A 16093-nucleotide genomic window follows, 5' to 3' on the forward strand; every position below is an offset into this window, starting at 1 on the left:
TTCTTTCAAACTTAAAAATCCATTAAATTTCCCATCAGTTTTTCCTTTGTCGCTTCATCCGCAAAAGAAGCTTCCACACTATTCATATATATTTGTTTATAATCCTCAGCACTCATAGCAAATTCATTTGAGACTATATCACATTCCTTTGTCATTGTTGTATCTGATACCGTTCTGTTGTCCGTATTAACTGTTACTTTTATGCCATCCTTATGGAAGTCGTAAATGGGATGATCGCTGAATTGGTTAACAGCTTTGGTTTGAACATTACTGGTTGGGCATAGCTCTAGCACCACTTGTTTTTCCTTCACAATTTGGTACGCCTCTTCACAGTCTTTAATAAATACACCGTGTCCAATTCTTTCAGCTCCCAGCCATTCAACGGCCTCCAGCACATTTTTACCGATTCCCGTTTCACCGGCGTGGATGGTAACTTTGTATCCATATTCTCTGGCCAGTGCGATCGGTTCAATGAATTTTCCGCAGAAGCCTTCCTCCTCGGATGCACATAAATCGATTGCGACAACCCCTTTTCCGAGGAATGCCTTTCCCTTTTCGACGACCTCAAATGCACTTTCCACACTCATCGTTCGCATACATGACAAAATGATATTTCCTTTAATATCAAATTCTTCTTCTGCTTCTCTCATCCCTTCAATCACACTTTGGATGATTTCTTCTACGGTTAATCCCTTTCGCGTATGAAGTAATGGGGCAAAGCGGACCTCCATGTATTTCACATTTTCCTTTGCTGCATCTTCAAAGAGCTCAAAGGAAATTCTTTTTAAATTTTCCTTTGACTGCATGACTAAGTTTGGAATGGAGAATCTTTTTAAATATTCATCCAGGGAATCGCAATCCAACGGGGCAATTAGTTCTTCTTTGATTTTTTCTTTATCAAAGGAAGGCAGGCTAATGCCTTCTCTTTTGGCGATATCTATGATGGTTTCTGGTCTGACACTCCCGTCCAAATGGCAGTGAAGTTCAATTTTAGGCAAAATAGTAAAATTCATAGCTGGACCTCCTAGATTTTTTACAAAAAAAAATTCCTGATTACGAAGAAAATACAGCACATGTATCTTCTTCGTAATCAGGAATTATTGGTTCCTGGTAGAGACCTCCAAACCATATTATTGGAGTTATACGAATGAAAGTATTTCATTAGGTTTTTTTAAAGGATAAATAATATTAGCTTTTTTGTCAATCACTTTTTTAAAGCTTTAGCAGCTCTTCAATATGCCCTATTGCACTATGAAGCCGTTCCTTATAATCTCCGCTCAGGGTTTTGTAATCAATCTTATGATTGTTCAGCAGTGTTTTTAGAGCATCGTTGTTTTGGAGCCTTATATCGTGCTCTCCATGAACACGAAGTCCATCGTCCACCCATTTCACATCAGGTTCAAGGTATAGCCAAAGGTCATAATCCTGCAGGCTCGCTATTTCATCCAGCACTGTTTGATGCTCATTGTTGTATAGATTTGAGTAAAATTGAGTCACGATTGCCTCTGTGTCGATAAAAACAATCCTATTCGCTTTTTCAATCGCCTTCATTTCTTCAAGCTTATGGCCGTAAGCGATTTTGTGGTAATCTTCCTTCACTATGATACCTTCGCAGCCGCCTAGTTCTTCACATACAATTCGGCCATATTCCTCAACATAGGAAGTATTATAAACTTTAGCAAGATTTCTTGTCAGGGTAGATTTCCCGCAGCTTTCGGTTCCTACCAAAACAACCTTTTTAACGAAATAAGGTTTAACAAAGTCAGGAATGTACTCCCAATGATGAAAGACGCCTTCATTACGGATCGCTGTTGCTGATATATTCACATGTCCCCGATTCGGATCAATCAATTCGTGTTTCGCCTCAGGATAAAGTTCATTAAAGATATCGCTATATTCATACTCTGAACTAAAGACATAATCAATGTGCTTTCCAATTGCCTTTTTTATATTCCCGCCACCTTCAGCCCAGTTGTAATCTTCATTCCCCTGATCGTCTTGAATGGAAATGACCTTAACATGCGTCATATCTTTTGTTAATTGACTGAGCCACCGCAAACGGATCTGAGGCGGAATATAATCCATTTTAGAACGCTGGCACAATTGCCTGTCACGCAGTTCGCTATGGGACAGTACAACGTACAGTTCGTCAACGATGGATGAGGCCTGCACGATGGCATAGACGTGGCCAAGATGCAGGGGGAGAAACTTGCCTCCAATAAACCCAACTGTCATTTAAACCGCCTCCTTATTCTGTTTCACATATAATTTCCGCCAGTTGATATAACCATAAATGCTGTTGAACAGGAAAGCAGTCCACATGACTAGCATCGAAAAGTCATTGCCTCCCTGTGAGATGAGAGCACTTGCCCAAAGAATAATGGATAATACATTAACGGAAATCCACAGGAGCCATTGCTCCGCAAATCTCTTCAGCATCAGTATCTGCGCAGTTATAGAAAGGACGTTTGTAGCTGAATCCGTCCAGACAAAATTGCCCTCTAAATATCTAAGGAAATACCCATATCCAATTGTAAGGACGACAATGGATACTAATGTATAGAGCCAGCCCTTTGTTGTCAGACTATTAACCTTCACATCTTCCCCTTTAACATCCCGATTTGTTTTATGCTGTCTCCACAGATAAATCCCGATAAATTGCACCGGAAAATAAAACAGGGCATTGAGCATGGCTTCTCCATAAAGACCATAACCGTAAGCAATATAAGCATAAGTTAAGGTCTGCACGATACCAAAGTAATAGTTTGCAATCTTCCCCTTCGCCACCAGAACCACACATAACATCCCGCTTATGGATGATATGAGGCCCAGAAGTGAATCTGACCAGGCAAAGAAAAGATAAATGTTAACCAGCGTAAAAGTGATCAGCCATATAATTTCAAACCGCGTCCAGTTCTTAAAAATCCCCATGTGAATCTCTCCCCTTATATGATTTGCTTTTCACCCTTGCAGCTTATTTCTATACACGGACACAATCGGCTGGAAGTCATTAAATCGATAAAGCTGAGCCGGCGTCTTGGAATATCGGTTCGATTTCTTAGGCTTCCCGTCTTCAGATACCGCTTCAATAAAAGGAAGTGTCGGTGCTTTTCTGAAAAAGGCAGCATCAGTCGAGATCGAAGGATCATCCAAAACTGTCAATAAGACGCCCTGAAGTTCAGAAAGCACAAATTCCTCCGGAAGAAAATGCTTAGCAAGTGTTGTGAGTGCCATATCTTTTTTAATAAACCAAAGTGCATCATCCATAATGGTCCGATGATCGAATGCAAGATCAAGTTCAAGTGCCTCTTCAAGAGTAAACAGCCCAATTTCAGAAGCATCATAAGTCTTTTTCCGGCTCCTTAATGCCGCTTCATTTGCAATGACATAATGTGCATTAGACATAATCCATCCCCGCAGATCCCGGCCAGGAGAATCATAGACACCAAAATGCTTTATTTTCAGCCCCTCCACTCCGGTTTCCTCGGCTAACCTTCGCTCTGCTGCCTGAAACGCTGTCTCATTGGGACGTACAAATCCTCCCGGGAGTGCCCACTTTCCTGCTTCCATATTTGGATTTCCATCATGGTCCAGCTCGCTTCTTTTAATCAGCATGATTTTCAATTCTTTTTTTGGAGGTTTATATTCTCCCGAGAGCTCAGATGTAATTGTAAAAACCGCTATATCACTTGTATAACCGTCTGGGGTAATATATTTATTCTTCAATTTTGTTCACCTCATTTTTAATTAACGTTTTGTTAATTGTTAATTAAAATATATTCCATAATTTGCTGTTAGTCAAGATAATTTTACAAAGAGGATTTCTTTTAAGAGAAAGATGCTTATTACCTTAGTTCATTTACCTTTTAACGCATTTTTGAGCATAAAAAAAGAAAGTGCCAAATGATTAGACACTTTCTTTTTTATCTTAATGCTGATTTTTAACTACTTCTTGACCACGGACATTCCACGTTACAGCGAATATGATGGCTGCAAGGACACAAGATGCGGTTAACAGCATAAATCCTGCATCCCATCCAGATGCATCTACGATAACACCCATTAACGCATTAGCTGTTACAGTACCTCCGAGGTAACCAAACAATCCAGTTAATCCTGCTGCAGTTCCGGCAGCCTTTTTAGGAACGAAATCAAGTGCCTGAAGGCCGATTAACATTACCGGTCCATAAATAAGGAAACCGATCGCAATCAAACAAATCATATCGATCGTTGGATTTCCTGCAGGATTAAACCAGTAAACAAGAACAGCGATCAATACTCCCAGCATAAACACAAAGCCTGCAGGACCACGGCGCCCTTTGAAAAACTTATCTGAGATCCAGCCGCATAATAGTGTTCCTGGTATACCCGCCCACTCATATAGAAAATAGGCTACGCTGGACTTGCTCATATCGAACCCTTTTTCTTCGCTCAAATAAGTTGGTGCCCAGTCCAGTACACCATAGCGGACGAAATAAACGAAAATGTTTGCAATAGCAATGGCCCAAACCCATTTATTATTTAATACATACTTGAAAAGAATTTCTTTTGTTGTTAATTCTGTTTCAAAAGTTTTCTTGGTTTTACTTGGATAATCATTGCGATATTCTTCAATGGATGGCAGCCCAACCGATTGAGGAGTATCACGAATGAGGAAGTAGGCAATGAATGCAACAACAATAGCTACAAGTGCAGGTAATATAAATACACCTTCATAGCCTGAAGAAGAGCTTCCGGCTATGCCTGCGAACATCGCTGCACCCGCCACGGCAAGAGGTGCCATCAGCCCCCCGCCGACATTATGGGCTACATTCCAAATGGCTGTTTTGTTTCCTCTTTCATTGATGCTGAACCAGTGTACAAGAACACGGCCAGATGGCGGCCAGCCCATTCCCTGGAACCAGCCATTTAAAAAAAGCATAATAAACATAATAGCAACAGACGAAGTAAAGAAAGGAACAAACCCCATTAATAAAGAAATAATAGCAGATAGAATTAACCCTGCAGGCAGGAACATCCTTGGATTGCTCCGGTCTGAAAAGGTCCCCATGACAAATTTACTGATGCCATAGGAAATAGAAATAGCAGATAGCGCAAAGCCAAGTTCAGTTTTGGAAAAACCTTCTTCAATAAAGTAAGGCATGGCCAGTGAGAAGTTTTTCCGGATCAAATAATACGCTGCATAGCCAATGAAAATTCCCAGAAATACTTGAAATCTAAGTTTTTTATACTCAGAATCAATTTGTTCTTCAGGCAATCTTTCAATTGGGGGAGCAGGCTTAAACAGTTTGAACATTTAGGTTCCCCCTAAGATAGATTTGACAACAATATTAACTGCTAAAAAAAACAAAACCCATACTTTAATAACACTTCCAGGAATGGAAGTGCAAAAAAGCATGGGTTCTCCGTTTCTCCACCATAGTTAACTTGTTATGTCACAATTCTAGTATTATTTGTAAACGTTGTCAATAGCCTATAAAACTATTTAGATTGTTTTCGATAGGTACAAAAAAGGTGCCTGCCCTCTTAATCTTTAAGGGCCAGACACCTAAATCCATACCTATAGCTTCACTTCAACTGGCTTAACTGCCGTTTCTGCTTCACTTTTTACAGCAGGTTTCTTCGACCAATAAGTCGCAAGAATCGGCCCTGAAATGTTATGCCAGGCAGCTGCCAGCACACTTGGAAGTGCTGCCAATGGACCAAAGTGTGCAGTTGCAAGTGCAACACCTAAACCGGAGTTCTGCATTCCAACTTCAATGGCAATCGCTCTTCGGTTTACTTCATCCTGCCCAAGCACTTTTCCTGAAAAATAGCCAAGCAGGAGTCCGAATCCATTGTGAAGCATGACGGCTGTAAAAATCAGAAGCCCAGATGCGGCAATGGTTGCTGAATTGCCTGAAACGACTGCAGCTACAATTGTGATAATAGCTGCTACCGAAATAAGCGGTAATATAGTTAAGCTTTTTTCAACGGCCACAGGGAAGAATTTCTTGATGGCCAGACCTAGAACAATCGGTACAATGATAACCTGGACAATAGACATAAACATGGCTACAGCATCAACCGGCATCCATTGGCCGGCAAGCATCAGGAGAAGGAGCGGTGTCATGATCGGTGCCAATAGAGTTGAAACGGAAGTCATAGCGATGGATAACGGTACATTTCCCTTTGCCAGATACACCATAACGTTAGAAGCCGTTCCCCCAGGTACACACCCAAGCAAAACAAGTCCTGCTGCCAATTCCGCCGGCAAATTCAACAGTTTTGCAATGACGAAAGCGACCAGCGGCATGATGATGAACTGTGCACAAACTCCGATTAACACAGGCAGTGGTTTGGTAAAGATGATTTTAAAATCGACTGCCTTCAGTGTAAGCCCCATTCCAAACATGACGACGCCGAGAAGGATGGTGATATAGCCCCCCAATCCCAAAAATGGGTCTGGAAACATAAAGGCAATAACCGATGTTAAGATAACCCACACGGCAAAATATTTTCCGGCAATGGTACTGACCGCTTCTAATACCTTCATATCATCACGCTCCTTCTTTAGTCTTTAAGATTTTATTTGGATTAAAAAGGTTTTCTGGATCGAGTGCCTGTTTGATTTTTTCCATCACTTGCAGGGCTTGCCCATGTTCTTGTTGCTGATATTTCTGCTTGCCTACACCCACTCCATGCTCACCTGTGCATGTTCCGCCCCGCTCAAGAGCATAGAGGACAATTTGTTCATTGAACTTTTCTGCCTTAGCCACCTCATCCGGGTTACTCATATCAATCATGAGAAGTGTATGATAATTTCCATCTCCCACATGACCGACGATGCCTCCAGGAAGCCCCAGTGAATCTACCGCTTCCCTGGCATGGCTGATAGCGCCAGAAAGTTCTGAAATCGGAAGGCATACATCTGTCACCATCATTTTCTTACCGGGATGGCCGTGGATATAAGCATAAGCAAGGTTATGCCGGGCCTCCCACAAACGATTTCTTGCGGCATTATCTGTTTCAAATTCAATATCGAGGAAACGGTGGTCCTCAACTATTTCTCTTGTGAATGCGACATCCTGTTTCAAGCCGGCTTCATTGCCGTGAAATTCCAGAAAGAGTGTTGGACTTTCGTTATAGTTTGTTTCACTGAACAGGTTCACCTGCTTCATGGATGGTTCATCGACAAGCTCCACCCTGGCAATCGGAACACCTGCCTGTAATATGGATACAACCGCTTCAACCGCATCGTTCAAGGATGGAAATGAGGCTCTTGCAGCCATCACATGCTCGGGAATTCCATATACTCTTAATGTCAATTCCGTAAAGCAGCCAAGCGTCCCCTCAGAACCAACAAATAAACCATTCAAATGGTATCCCGATGAAGATTTAGCAGCTAAATTTCCTGTATGTATGATCGACCCATCAGCCAGAACCACTTCCATATCACGCACCTGATCACGCATGACTCCATATTTGACCGATGTTGTTCCGCTGGCATTGGTTGCCGCCATTCCGCCAAGCGTAGCATCCGCTCCCGGATCCACAGAGAAAAACAATCCATATTTTTTCAATTCCTTATTAAGCTGCGTGCGTGTCACACCAGGCTGTACACGGACAAGAAAATCATTTTCACGCACTTCCAGGATTTTATTCATTAAGGAAAAATCAATCGTAATTCCATGTTCGTAAGGTATGACATGCCCCTCGAGACTGGATCCCAGACCAAAAGGAACGATGGGAACTTTATATTGGTTTGCCAGCTTTACAACTTCACTGACCTGCTGGGCTGTTTCAGGAAAAACCACAATATCAGGAAGGCTCTCCTTATGGTAGGATTCATCCCTTCCATGCAATTCTCTTACTGTCTGATTTTCTGTTACCTGCTGCTCAGAAAGAACCTCCTTTAAAGCATGTACGAGGCTCATACTAGCTGTTTCCATCCTATACTCCTTCTTTCTTCTGCTGAAAATTTGGTCAAACCAATGGTATAATTGGTCCAACAAGTTAAGTCAATTATACTAACTTATCAGAAAAATTCAATTATTAATTTAATTATTTTTTCATTATTGATTAATAGATTTTAGGTCTGTTACATTTAGAAAAGTGAATGAGGCCTATTTTGAAAAGAGGTTACGGGGAATGTCGGAGAAAAAAAAGACCTATCTGGTTTTAGTAGATAAAATTATAGAATGCTATTTAGGAGGAACTCTCAAACCGGGTGAAAGACTGCCTTCAGAAAGAGAATTGGCAGGCCAATTTAATGTCAGCCGGACAACCATCAGAGAAGCCCTGAGAACCATGGAACTGAACGGGCTCATCGATATCCGCCAGGGAGGCGGAAGCTACGTTAAAGTCTCAGATGTCCATTCAAGAAAAGAGGAAATCATCACAGCTGTCAAAGTAGAAAATCCGCTAGTATATGAAATGCTGGAGCTCAGGCGTGCACTGGAAGTCGAATCCTCCTTCCTTGCTGCCAAAAGAGCCACTTCGGCAGACCTGGAGAAGCTGCGTATAGCTTTGAATCATATGGCTCTGTCCAAACAAGACCCGGTGTTAGGGTTAAAAGCCGACCTTGACTTCCACATTGGGATTGCCGAGGCTACCCATAATTCGATTTTCATTGAATTGATACATACCCTCAAAGGACATATGGAAGATACCATTAAGGCTACACAGAATCATCGCTTTAAGGATCCCTCTCGTTACGAGGATACAATGGAAGAGCATAAGGAAATTTATCTGGCTATTGCCTCTGGGAATGGGGATAGAGCGAAGGAGTTGATGGAGGGGCATATTACGAAGATACGGGAAGAATTGGTGGCGTCGATGGTGTTTAGGATAGGAAAATGAAAAATGATAAGTTCCCTGCCCCTTTTATTGAAAAAACCGGTGTGTAAGAAAAATCTCCAAAAGTGCCTGCCCCAGTTTTAAAAACCAACCGGGGCAGGCACTTGTTTTCTCCCGCTCCATATTCGGACTTAGAATGCTTTTCGCTGATAAATAACTGTAGTAACTCCCCAGGAAACCGCATAGAAAGTTAAGATTACAGCTGCTGCTCCCATATATAAAAGCTGGGTGGATAGACTGAAAATAAAATCTGTAATCACCGTTAGGTTTTCGTTAATAAACGACACAATAGTCCCAGATAGATATGTTAAAAGCAGGAAACTTATAAGAACGACAGTAGTAATATAGCCTGATTTAAATAGATGAAATAACGGGAAGGTAAACGCAGCAAATAATAAAAATAAGCCACTGCCAATTGCAATATCAGTAATGGAAAAAGGTTTATTAAAAGCCAGCAAAGCCAAACTTGCGATCCCAATTGATAGAATCATATATAGGAGTGCACCAAGATAGCGCGAGGCGATAATTTCCCTGCGTGTATAAGGCAAGGAATTTAGCAATATATTGGTCTCTGCTTTTTCATCATAAGCATAAGTGTTAAATGGAATGAAGATACTGGCAACCAGAAAAATTAGAGCAGGCTGAGCCCCCATTATAATAAAGAATAAGATAAAAGGAATAAAGATTAATAGCTGTCTTTTCTGGAGGATGACATCACGTCTGATTAAATTAAACATGGTGTACGCCCCCTTTAAAGGAATACATAATATCTTCCAGAGAAGCGCGTTCAATGACAACTGTGTTTCCGAACGTTCTTTTCACCGCATTGACATTGGCAGTTAAGGCCTGGAATCCCGTTGGTGCACGATGAATATGGACAAAGTCTTTTTCCGTGTCTCGATCCAGGAGGTCCAATCCGCCTTTAACAAGTGCATAGTTTTCAGCTATGTCGTGAATGGACTGATTAAAAACCAGTTCCCCACCCTGCATAAAAGTTATATAATCTGCAATCCGATCTAAATCTGTTATAATATGCGTAGAGAAGAAGATGGTACGACTGCCATCGATCATCAATTCCTGTAAAATATTCAGCAGCTCGCGTCTAAAAATGGGGTCCAAACCTGCTGTTGGCTCATCCATAATAATCAGCTCCGCCCGATGTGAAAGTGCTATTGCTAAGGATGCCTTCATTTGCATTCCTTTTGAGAAGGTTTTAATTGCTTTATTAAGAGGCAATCCGAATGTTTCAATGTATTGATCAAACAGTTCATCATCCCAGTGTTTGTAGGCTGGTGCTACAATACGTTTGATATCTCTTAAGTTCAGTCCTTCAAAAAATACATTTCCATCGTACACAAAACCAATGCGCTCCTTGATCGCCTTCTCATGATTCTTGTAATCCAGCCCAAAAATGTTTATTTCCCCGGCATCCGGCTTTAACAGATTCATCATCATTTTGATGGTAGTCGACTTACCAGCCCCATTTGCCCCGATAAACCCTGTTATAAAGCCTTGCTTCACTTGCAAATCAATATTTTTAACTGAAAAATCTTTGAAATGTTTCGTTACATTTTTTAACTCCACTACATTTTCCATCTTCTCACTCCTCATATAAAATCTTCATCAATTCCTGCAGTTCATCGAAAGTCAGGCCAATTTCTCTACTATTGGTAATGACTGCACTCAGCTGCTCTTCAATGACCTTCAGTTTTTTCTCTCTAATTACCTCTAGATTTTGCTCTGCGACAAAAGAACCTTTTCCCACAATGGAATAGATAAAGCCCGCCTTCTCCAATTCCTCGTAGGCACGCTTTGTCGTTATTACACTAATTTGCAAATCTTTTGCAAGTTGACGTATGGAAGGCAATGCAGTACCCTCTTGCAGATCACCTGCTAAAATAGACGATTTAATTTGATTCGTAATTTGTTCATAAATCGGCTCCTTTGAACTGTTGGAAATAATGATTTGCATGCCAATCCCTCATCTCGAAATAAGTGCCATTATTATTGTTACATTTGGATCAAAGTTATTATTTCACACCCTAATATATTGTGTATATACTATATATACACTATACACACGTATTTTGCAATAGTTTCCATTTTGGTGAAGTAAAAAAGCAGGCAACCCTTATTGGGTTCCTGCTTTATCTTTTACAATAAGCTCTGTCTCAACCTCTACTACATCATCCAAATATTTAGTAGTATTATATCCTGTAATATCTAAGCTTTTAGGAATTACTTTATTACCAGGTAATTTCACGCTTTGAACAGTAAAGAAGTGGCGGGGCTGTTCCATTTCTTCGTAAATTTTTGTTGTGATTTTATTCATATCATATTCTTTCCCATTTTTATCAACAATGACTCCTTCATAGTCTCCCTCCATTGAATTTTCCCCTTGCTCAGTCTCAATAAAGTAATGAAGCGATTCATACGCTCGGTTCTTAATTTCATGATTACTGAAGATAACTGTGGACGGCTGACCTATTTCCACCTTATTAATGGTGATGGTGCTGCCTGCATATTTAAAGGTTTGAGGGTATTCCTTGGAAGCATCAAGTTTAATTGTTTTATGATCTTCAATTGATAAATACACACTGCCAAACTGAACCTTAACCTCATTTGTTTCTTTTTCAAAAAGAGGTTCAAAATTCGCCTGGAAAATGCTCCAATTTATGTCTGGCTGATTATGCACATAAGAATTTCCATATAGATCAGCTTTCAAAAATTTATTGTTAACTTCAAGATCATTAAAATTAATAATTTCAATTCGCTTCGCTGGCTGTTCATTATTTATGCTATATTGCAGAATTGTCGCTGTTGGAGCAAGGATCAGTTTATCCAGCCGAACCGGAACTCCCTCAAGTTCGATTTTTTCATTTAACGCATATTCGGTGGATGGCTTTTTGGTGACAGGAATTTCAAAATTCCATTCCCCTTCTTCCGGCACCATATTCACGTAGGAATCAGAGGGGTTACGTTTTAATTTCATAACCTTATTTATTTTGAGTTTAACTTTACCTGTATCCTCTTTCAGCGGCCTAAGGCTTATCTTCCCATGATATATGTTCTTTTCCTTATTATTAAGCTCCATCTCAGTATCAGGAGGGAAGTACCTTGGAAAGGTGTTTGCCACCATGATCTCCCGTTCGTTCTCTATAAAAACGCCATCATCAATGTTAATCATATATTGATTGTTTTCTTTTGAATCTTCTATCTCATAAAAAATAAGGGTCTGAGTATCATCGGCAATCGCACTCTTAATCTTTATTTTCACCCCACCACTTTCTGCTTCCAGGTTCAGCCTTTCACCCACATCCTCCTGCAGAAAGGCACGTAGCTCCTGATTTTCTTCTGTCCAGGTGTAATAAAGCTTTGAAAAGACACCTGAAAAAATCCCTGCAAAAATGGCTAGAACGAATATACTTGCGGCAATTATGCCATTTCTTTTACGTTTATTGTTCTTTTGCTGAATAAGCCTTTCCCTTTGTGCAACTCGTTCTTTGATATTTCCAATAAAACCATCAGGTACACGGAATTTCTCAATCGCTTCAGTAAAGCCTACCATAACTTCCTGTAAGGCTGCTAAATCCTCCTGGCAGTCCTGGCAATGATAGATATGCATTTCAAAATCAATTTTTGCGGGCCGTTCCAGGTTTCTCTCCAGATAATCAACGTAAAGCTTTCGATACTCATTACAGCCGTGATAGTGCTCTCCATATCCCATTCCGTTTCTGAGTGACTGAAGTCCTGAAAATAAAAGCTCCTTAACCTGTTCGGAAGAAACCTGGAGAAGCTGTGCTGTTTCGCCCTTTGAAAGTCCTCTTATGTATGTTAAACCTAGAACTTCTCTTTCCTTCTCTATTAACTTATGAAGTTCATGAAATATCTTTTGATGGGAATCACTTTCCTCCGAAGCTTGTAAACTTTTATTAAGAGAAAGTTCCCTGCAAATATGGATAAAAATAGATAAAACCCATATTTCGAAAGATGTGCTGCTTTTAAACCTAGGCAGCTCCTTATGCACCTGTAAAATGGCCCGATAAAAAAGCTCCTCTATCTTGCGTTGATTCCCAAGATAGGACCAGCCAATTGCATATAAGGATCGCTGATGCTGTTCGAACCAGTTAACGATGGATTCTATGTCTTTTACTCTAATCTTCACTGGTAAAATGGGATTATTTTTTACTGGGATGATCAAGACCATTCTCCCCTCTATGTATGCCTAATTATTTATATACCTGGCTTTATTATAACGATTAAAGTGATATTATTCACCAAAATTTGGATAAGAAAATCGTGTTCCCTTAGACATATTAAAAACTCCTTTTGCAGAAGTTCTGCAAAGGAGTTTTCCAATGAAAAGCTATCTATATCCCTCAGCATTGGCCGGTTTCCCCGCCTCCTGGACCTCCACCAGATATCTGAAGGCATCCGGCTGCGAACCGTCCAGATCATGAAAGTTGTACATTTTAGCCAGCTGGCCACTGGAATAGGAGCCGCCGTTTAACCGTTTTTTATCTGGATCTTTTGCAATGGCACTAATCGCTCTTCCTATATACCTTGGTGTTTCAGAGATCACAAAATGAGGCTCCTTAACGGCTGCATCTTTCCAGTTCTCCTCTGTTACCCCAAACACCTCCAGCATGATTTCAGAACGCATCCAGCCGGGTGAAACAGCAACCGCTGTGCAATCATAAGGAGCAAGTTCATGTGCCAACGCTTTGGCCATCCGGATAACCGAGCTTTTGGCTAAATCATAGAATAGAGACAGACGGTAACGATCTTGATTGTACTCCTCTGTTCCGTCTGTGATTTCGGCAACTAGTCCGCCTTTATTTTTAATCAGGAGCGGAAGGGCATAATGACTTGTGATTATATGCGTATCAATCGCCAGACGAAGCATTCTCATCCCCTTCTCCAGAGAATGCTCCCAGACAGGAATATCCCATTCCATCAAATTTTCGCTTCCCCATATATCATTGACGAGGATATCCAGCCCTCCCTCTTCTTTCTCTATTCTATCAATCAATGACTGCACCTGATCAGGTACCAGATGATCCACTTGGACAGCAATACCATTACCGCCCAGTTCGCTGACTAATTCAGCTGTTTCTTCAATGGTTTCCTTACGGCCATATTCCGACATCTGATTTCGTGTCGTACGGCCTGTAACATACACGGTCGCACCTGCAGCTCCCAGTTCCATGGCAATGCCGCGGCCAGCTCCTCTTGTTCCTCCGGCTACCAATGCTACCTTGCCTCTTAATGATGTCATTCCTATCTGCCCCCTTTTGTGTTATATCTATACTATAATCATTAATGTTGACATCTAATGTCATATTTAACATTTATATTGTCCAGGAGTGAACAGAATGCGGGCAGACAGACTCATTTCTATATTATTATTGCTTCAAAATAACGAAAGAATGACCACAAGGGAATTGGCAAAAGAATTGGAGGTAACAGAGCGGACCATACACCGGGATATGGAAGCATTAAGTGCTGCAGGCATTCCTGTCCTTGCTGAACGCGGAAAATTTGGCGGATGGAAACTGCTTGAGAAATACAGAACAAATCTTACAGGTTTAAAAGCTGATGAAATCAAAACACTGCTTCTATCCCCTTCTTTCGAGCATCTTGCGGACCTTGGAATCAGTGAGGAATGGAAAGAAGCACGCCAGAAACTCCTCGCGGCCATTCCTGCTCCCCTGAAAGAGGATGTTAAAGACATTTCCAATCGGATTCATATAGACACCAGCACGTGGAGACAAACACCACGGGAAATGAAGTCATTTGGAATAGTCCAGCAGGCGGTATGGGAAGAAAAAAAACTTCAAATTCAATACGAGAAGGCAGATAAACAAACGAGCGACAGAATTGTTGAGCCATTAGGACTGGTCGCTAAAGGGAACACCTGGTATCTAATCGCTGCTTCAGAAGAAAAGATAAAAAGCTATCGTGTTTCAAGAATATTGGATGCCGAATTGATTAATGAGAACTTCAGCAGACCGAATGACTTTGATCTCTCAGGCTATTGGCAGGAATCGAAGCAGAAATTCATTAGCAGTCTGCCTCGGTTTGAGGTAGAAGTGGAGATGTCTCCGTCTATTATTCAGCGGATTAATTTTACTGGGCGATTTGTACAGGTGATGCACAAGGATAGTCCTAAGGATGATGGTTGGATTTCAGCAAGTCTTTGCTTTGATACTGAACAGGAGGCAAGGGAGTATATACTTGGGTTTGGGGATCAGATTAAAATTGTAAGGCCTGTTTCGCTTAGGAAAAGTGTTAGGGGGATGGCTGAGGGTGTTGTTGATTTATATAAAGAATATGATGAATAAGCAGAGAAAAAGGGTTTTTTAGATGATCAGCGTCTTTCCCGGTGTCAATAAAAGGATTAACGCATGCAAAGGTCAGGCGCTAAATATCAAAAACGAGTCCTAATCATTTCTCAGGCTCGTTTTTAATATTTACCAGGAGTCCATTTATATTTCCTTATAGATTAAATTTATTTCATGTACTATTAACTTTTCAAAGATCTAAGACAGCTTTGCTTTCTATGCTATTTATAAGTTATCACTCGAATTCTTTTCTTCCTTAACCCCTATACTTGATCGCTAGACCTTTTAAGAAGTTTCTGGCAAAATTATCTAAGCATACTTTATAATTTTTGTGTCCTTCTTTTCTTAAAAAAGCTCCGAGTTCTCCTTTTGATACGTTTAATCCAGCTTTTTTGAATACATCTATCATGTCCTCTGTTGTTAATGCCAAGGCGATTTTGATCTTCTTTAAAAGGATATTGTTTATGTTTGTATTATTTTCTATGGACGGTTCTGGCGTATTAGTTTGACCTGGTTTTGGCTCTTGTTTACCTCTTTTATAGATAATGAAGCCATTCAAAAATGAATTTAACATACTATTTGTCAATTTTAGTTGGCTGTCATTCTCTACTTCATCATTTGACTTTATAAGGATCTTTACCACCTCTGGTACGGACACCTCTAATCCCCCAAGTTTAAAGATCTCTGCCATTTCACTATTTTTGATTTCTAACGCATATCTCAACCGAATTAATATATCATTATTATCCATCAACTTAATTCCTCCTATTTTAAAGTGGCCACTGGTCTTTATAGCAACAGGCCCTTTTAACTATCTTAAGTCTATCATCAACGCATCCTCACAATGCATAGATTACGCAAACAATTATTTAATATGTTTTATCACATATAGATAGGCACAAAAAACCGCA

At 40.5% G+C, this 16093-nt stretch carries 15 protein-coding genes and 1 riboswitch; of the genes, 2 read left to right on the forward strand and 13 right to left on the reverse strand.

The genetic code is table 11. From position 1 onward, the window contains the following. Positions 1-11 precede the first annotated feature (11 nt). The 7 genes from add to MKY20_RS19720 form a co-directional block, all read right to left on the reverse strand. The gene (gene add, locus MKY20_RS19690; protein ID WP_251266618.1) at positions 12-1013 is read right to left on the reverse strand and encodes an adenosine deaminase; all 1002 of its coding nucleotides are present in this window, start codon (positions 1011-1013) and stop codon (positions 12-14) included. A gap of 54 nt (positions 1014-1067) precedes the next feature. Next, positions 1068-1167, reverse strand: a riboswitch (purine riboswitch). Between the two features lie 45 nt (positions 1168-1212). After that, the gene (gene nadR, locus MKY20_RS19695) at positions 1213-2235 is read right to left on the reverse strand and encodes a multifunctional transcriptional regulator/nicotinamide-nucleotide adenylyltransferase/ribosylnicotinamide kinase NadR (protein ID WP_341002576.1); all 1023 of its coding nucleotides are present in this window, start codon (positions 2233-2235) and stop codon (positions 1213-1215) included. Further along, entirely contained in the window at positions 2236-2931 is a 696-nt protein-coding gene (gene pnuC, locus MKY20_RS19700; RefSeq protein ID WP_009330535.1) for a nicotinamide riboside transporter PnuC, read from the reverse strand. A gap of 30 nt (positions 2932-2961) precedes the next feature. Next, positions 2962-3726 carry an NUDIX domain-containing protein gene (locus MKY20_RS19705; protein ID WP_009330536.1) on the reverse strand — a complete coding sequence of 255 codons (765 nt, stop codon included), beginning with the start codon at positions 3724-3726 and terminating at the stop codon, positions 2962-2964. 202 nt (positions 3727-3928) lie between these two features. Continuing rightward, positions 3929-5296 (reverse strand): glycerol-3-phosphate transporter, encoded by a 1368-nt coding sequence (glpT, locus tag MKY20_RS19710; RefSeq protein ID WP_009330537.1) that lies wholly within the window; start codon positions 5294-5296, stop codon positions 3929-3931. Positions 5297-5560: 264 nt separating this feature from the next. Continuing rightward, on the reverse strand, positions 5561-6535 hold the full coding sequence (locus MKY20_RS19715; protein WP_009330538.1) for a bile acid:sodium symporter family protein: 975 nt from the start codon (positions 6533-6535) through the stop codon (positions 5561-5563). Positions 6536-6539: 4 nt separating this feature from the next. Continuing rightward, a complete protein-coding gene (locus MKY20_RS19720) occupies positions 6540-7931 on the reverse strand; it encodes an FAD-binding oxidoreductase (RefSeq protein ID WP_341002581.1) in 1392 nt (463 codons plus the stop codon). 199 nt (positions 7932-8130) lie between these two features. Here MKY20_RS19720 and MKY20_RS19725 point away from each other — a divergent pair, with 199 nt between their 5' ends. Next, on the forward strand, positions 8131-8841 hold the full coding sequence (locus MKY20_RS19725) for a FadR/GntR family transcriptional regulator (protein ID WP_192908516.1): 711 nt from the start codon (positions 8131-8133) through the stop codon (positions 8839-8841). 128 nt (positions 8842-8969) lie between these two features. Here MKY20_RS19725 and MKY20_RS19730 read toward each other — a convergent pair whose 3' ends face one another. From MKY20_RS19730 to MKY20_RS19750, 5 genes are all read right to left on the reverse strand, one after another. Beyond that, entirely contained in the window at positions 8970-9575 is a 606-nt protein-coding gene (locus tag MKY20_RS19730) for an ABC-2 transporter permease (protein WP_341002586.1), read from the reverse strand. Next, the gene (locus MKY20_RS19735) at positions 9568-10434 is read right to left on the reverse strand and encodes an ABC transporter ATP-binding protein (RefSeq protein ID WP_071156539.1); all 867 of its coding nucleotides are present in this window, start codon (positions 10432-10434) and stop codon (positions 9568-9570) included. Before MKY20_RS19735 ends, MKY20_RS19730 begins: the two co-directional genes overlap by 8 nt. Positions 10435-10438: 4 nt before the next feature. Further along, a complete protein-coding gene (locus MKY20_RS19740) occupies positions 10439-10810 on the reverse strand; it encodes a GntR family transcriptional regulator (RefSeq protein WP_009330543.1) in 372 nt (123 codons plus the stop codon). 159 nt (positions 10811-10969) lie between these two features. Continuing rightward, a complete protein-coding gene (locus MKY20_RS19745) occupies positions 10970-13045 on the reverse strand; it encodes a DUF4179 domain-containing protein (RefSeq protein WP_251155985.1) in 2076 nt (691 codons plus the stop codon). Positions 13046-13204: 159 nt separating this feature from the next. Beyond that, the gene (locus MKY20_RS19750) at positions 13205-14116 is read right to left on the reverse strand and encodes an SDR family oxidoreductase (RefSeq protein ID WP_071156543.1); all 912 of its coding nucleotides are present in this window, start codon (positions 14114-14116) and stop codon (positions 13205-13207) included. 97 nt (positions 14117-14213) lie between these two features. Between MKY20_RS19750 and MKY20_RS19755 the strand changes: the two genes are divergently transcribed. Further along, positions 14214-15182 carry a helix-turn-helix transcriptional regulator gene (locus MKY20_RS19755; RefSeq protein WP_071156545.1) on the forward strand — a complete coding sequence of 323 codons (969 nt, stop codon included), beginning with the start codon at positions 14214-14216 and terminating at the stop codon, positions 15180-15182. Between the two features lie 256 nt (positions 15183-15438). Here MKY20_RS19755 and MKY20_RS19760 read toward each other — a convergent pair whose 3' ends face one another. Then, positions 15439-15933 carry a YehS family protein gene (locus MKY20_RS19760; protein WP_071156547.1) on the reverse strand — a complete coding sequence of 165 codons (495 nt, stop codon included), beginning with the start codon at positions 15931-15933 and terminating at the stop codon, positions 15439-15441. Positions 15934-16093: the final 160 nt, after the last annotated feature.

The sequence above is a fragment of the Cytobacillus sp. FSL W8-0315 genome, assembly GCF_038002905.1.
GTDB lineage: Bacteria > Bacillota > Bacilli > Bacillales > Cytobacillaceae > Cytobacillus > Cytobacillus pseudoceanisediminis.

What these genes read in the sequence shown, in the direction of transcription:
- add (WP_251266618.1), bottom strand. Translation starts at nt 1,013, where the DNA reads ATGAATTTTACTATTTTGCCTAAAATTGAACTTCACTGCCATTTGGAC.
- nadR (WP_341002576.1), bottom strand. Translation starts at nt 2,235, where the DNA reads ATGACAGTTGGGTTTATTGGAGGCAAGTTTCTCCCCCTGCATCTTGGC.
- pnuC (WP_009330535.1), bottom strand. Translation starts at nt 2,931, where the DNA reads ATGGGGATTTTTAAGAACTGGACGCGGTTTGAAATTATATGGCTGATC.
- glpT (WP_009330537.1), bottom strand. Translation starts at nt 5,296, where the DNA reads ATGTTCAAACTGTTTAAGCCTGCTCCCCCAATTGAAAGATTGCCTGAA.
- MKY20_RS19715 (WP_009330538.1), bottom strand. Translation starts at nt 6,535, where the DNA reads ATGAAGGTATTAGAAGCGGTCAGTACCATTGCCGGAAAATATTTTGCC.
- MKY20_RS19720 (WP_341002581.1), bottom strand. Translation starts at nt 7,931, where the DNA reads ATGGAAACAGCTAGTATGAGCCTCGTACATGCTTTAAAGGAGGTTCTT.
- MKY20_RS19725 (WP_192908516.1), top strand. Translation starts at nt 8,131, where the DNA reads ATGTCGGAGAAAAAAAAGACCTATCTGGTTTTAGTAGATAAAATTATA.
- MKY20_RS19730 (WP_341002586.1), bottom strand. Translation starts at nt 9,575, where the DNA reads ATGTTTAATTTAATCAGACGTGATGTCATCCTCCAGAAAAGACAGCTA.
- MKY20_RS19735 (WP_071156539.1), bottom strand. Translation starts at nt 10,434, where the DNA reads ATGGAAAATGTAGTGGAGTTAAAAAATGTAACGAAACATTTCAAAGAT.
- MKY20_RS19740 (WP_009330543.1), bottom strand. Translation starts at nt 10,810, where the DNA reads ATGCAAATCATTATTTCCAACAGTTCAAAGGAGCCGATTTATGAACAA.
- MKY20_RS19745 (WP_251155985.1), bottom strand. Translation starts at nt 13,045, where the DNA reads ATGGTCTTGATCATCCCAGTAAAAAATAATCCCATTTTACCAGTGAAG.
- MKY20_RS19750 (WP_071156543.1), bottom strand. Translation starts at nt 14,116, where the DNA reads ATGACATCATTAAGAGGCAAGGTAGCATTGGTAGCCGGAGGAACAAGA.
- MKY20_RS19755 (WP_071156545.1), top strand. Translation starts at nt 14,214, where the DNA reads ATGCGGGCAGACAGACTCATTTCTATATTATTATTGCTTCAAAATAAC.
- MKY20_RS19760 (WP_071156547.1), bottom strand. Translation starts at nt 15,933, where the DNA reads ATGGATAATAATGATATATTAATTCGGTTGAGATATGCGTTAGAAATC.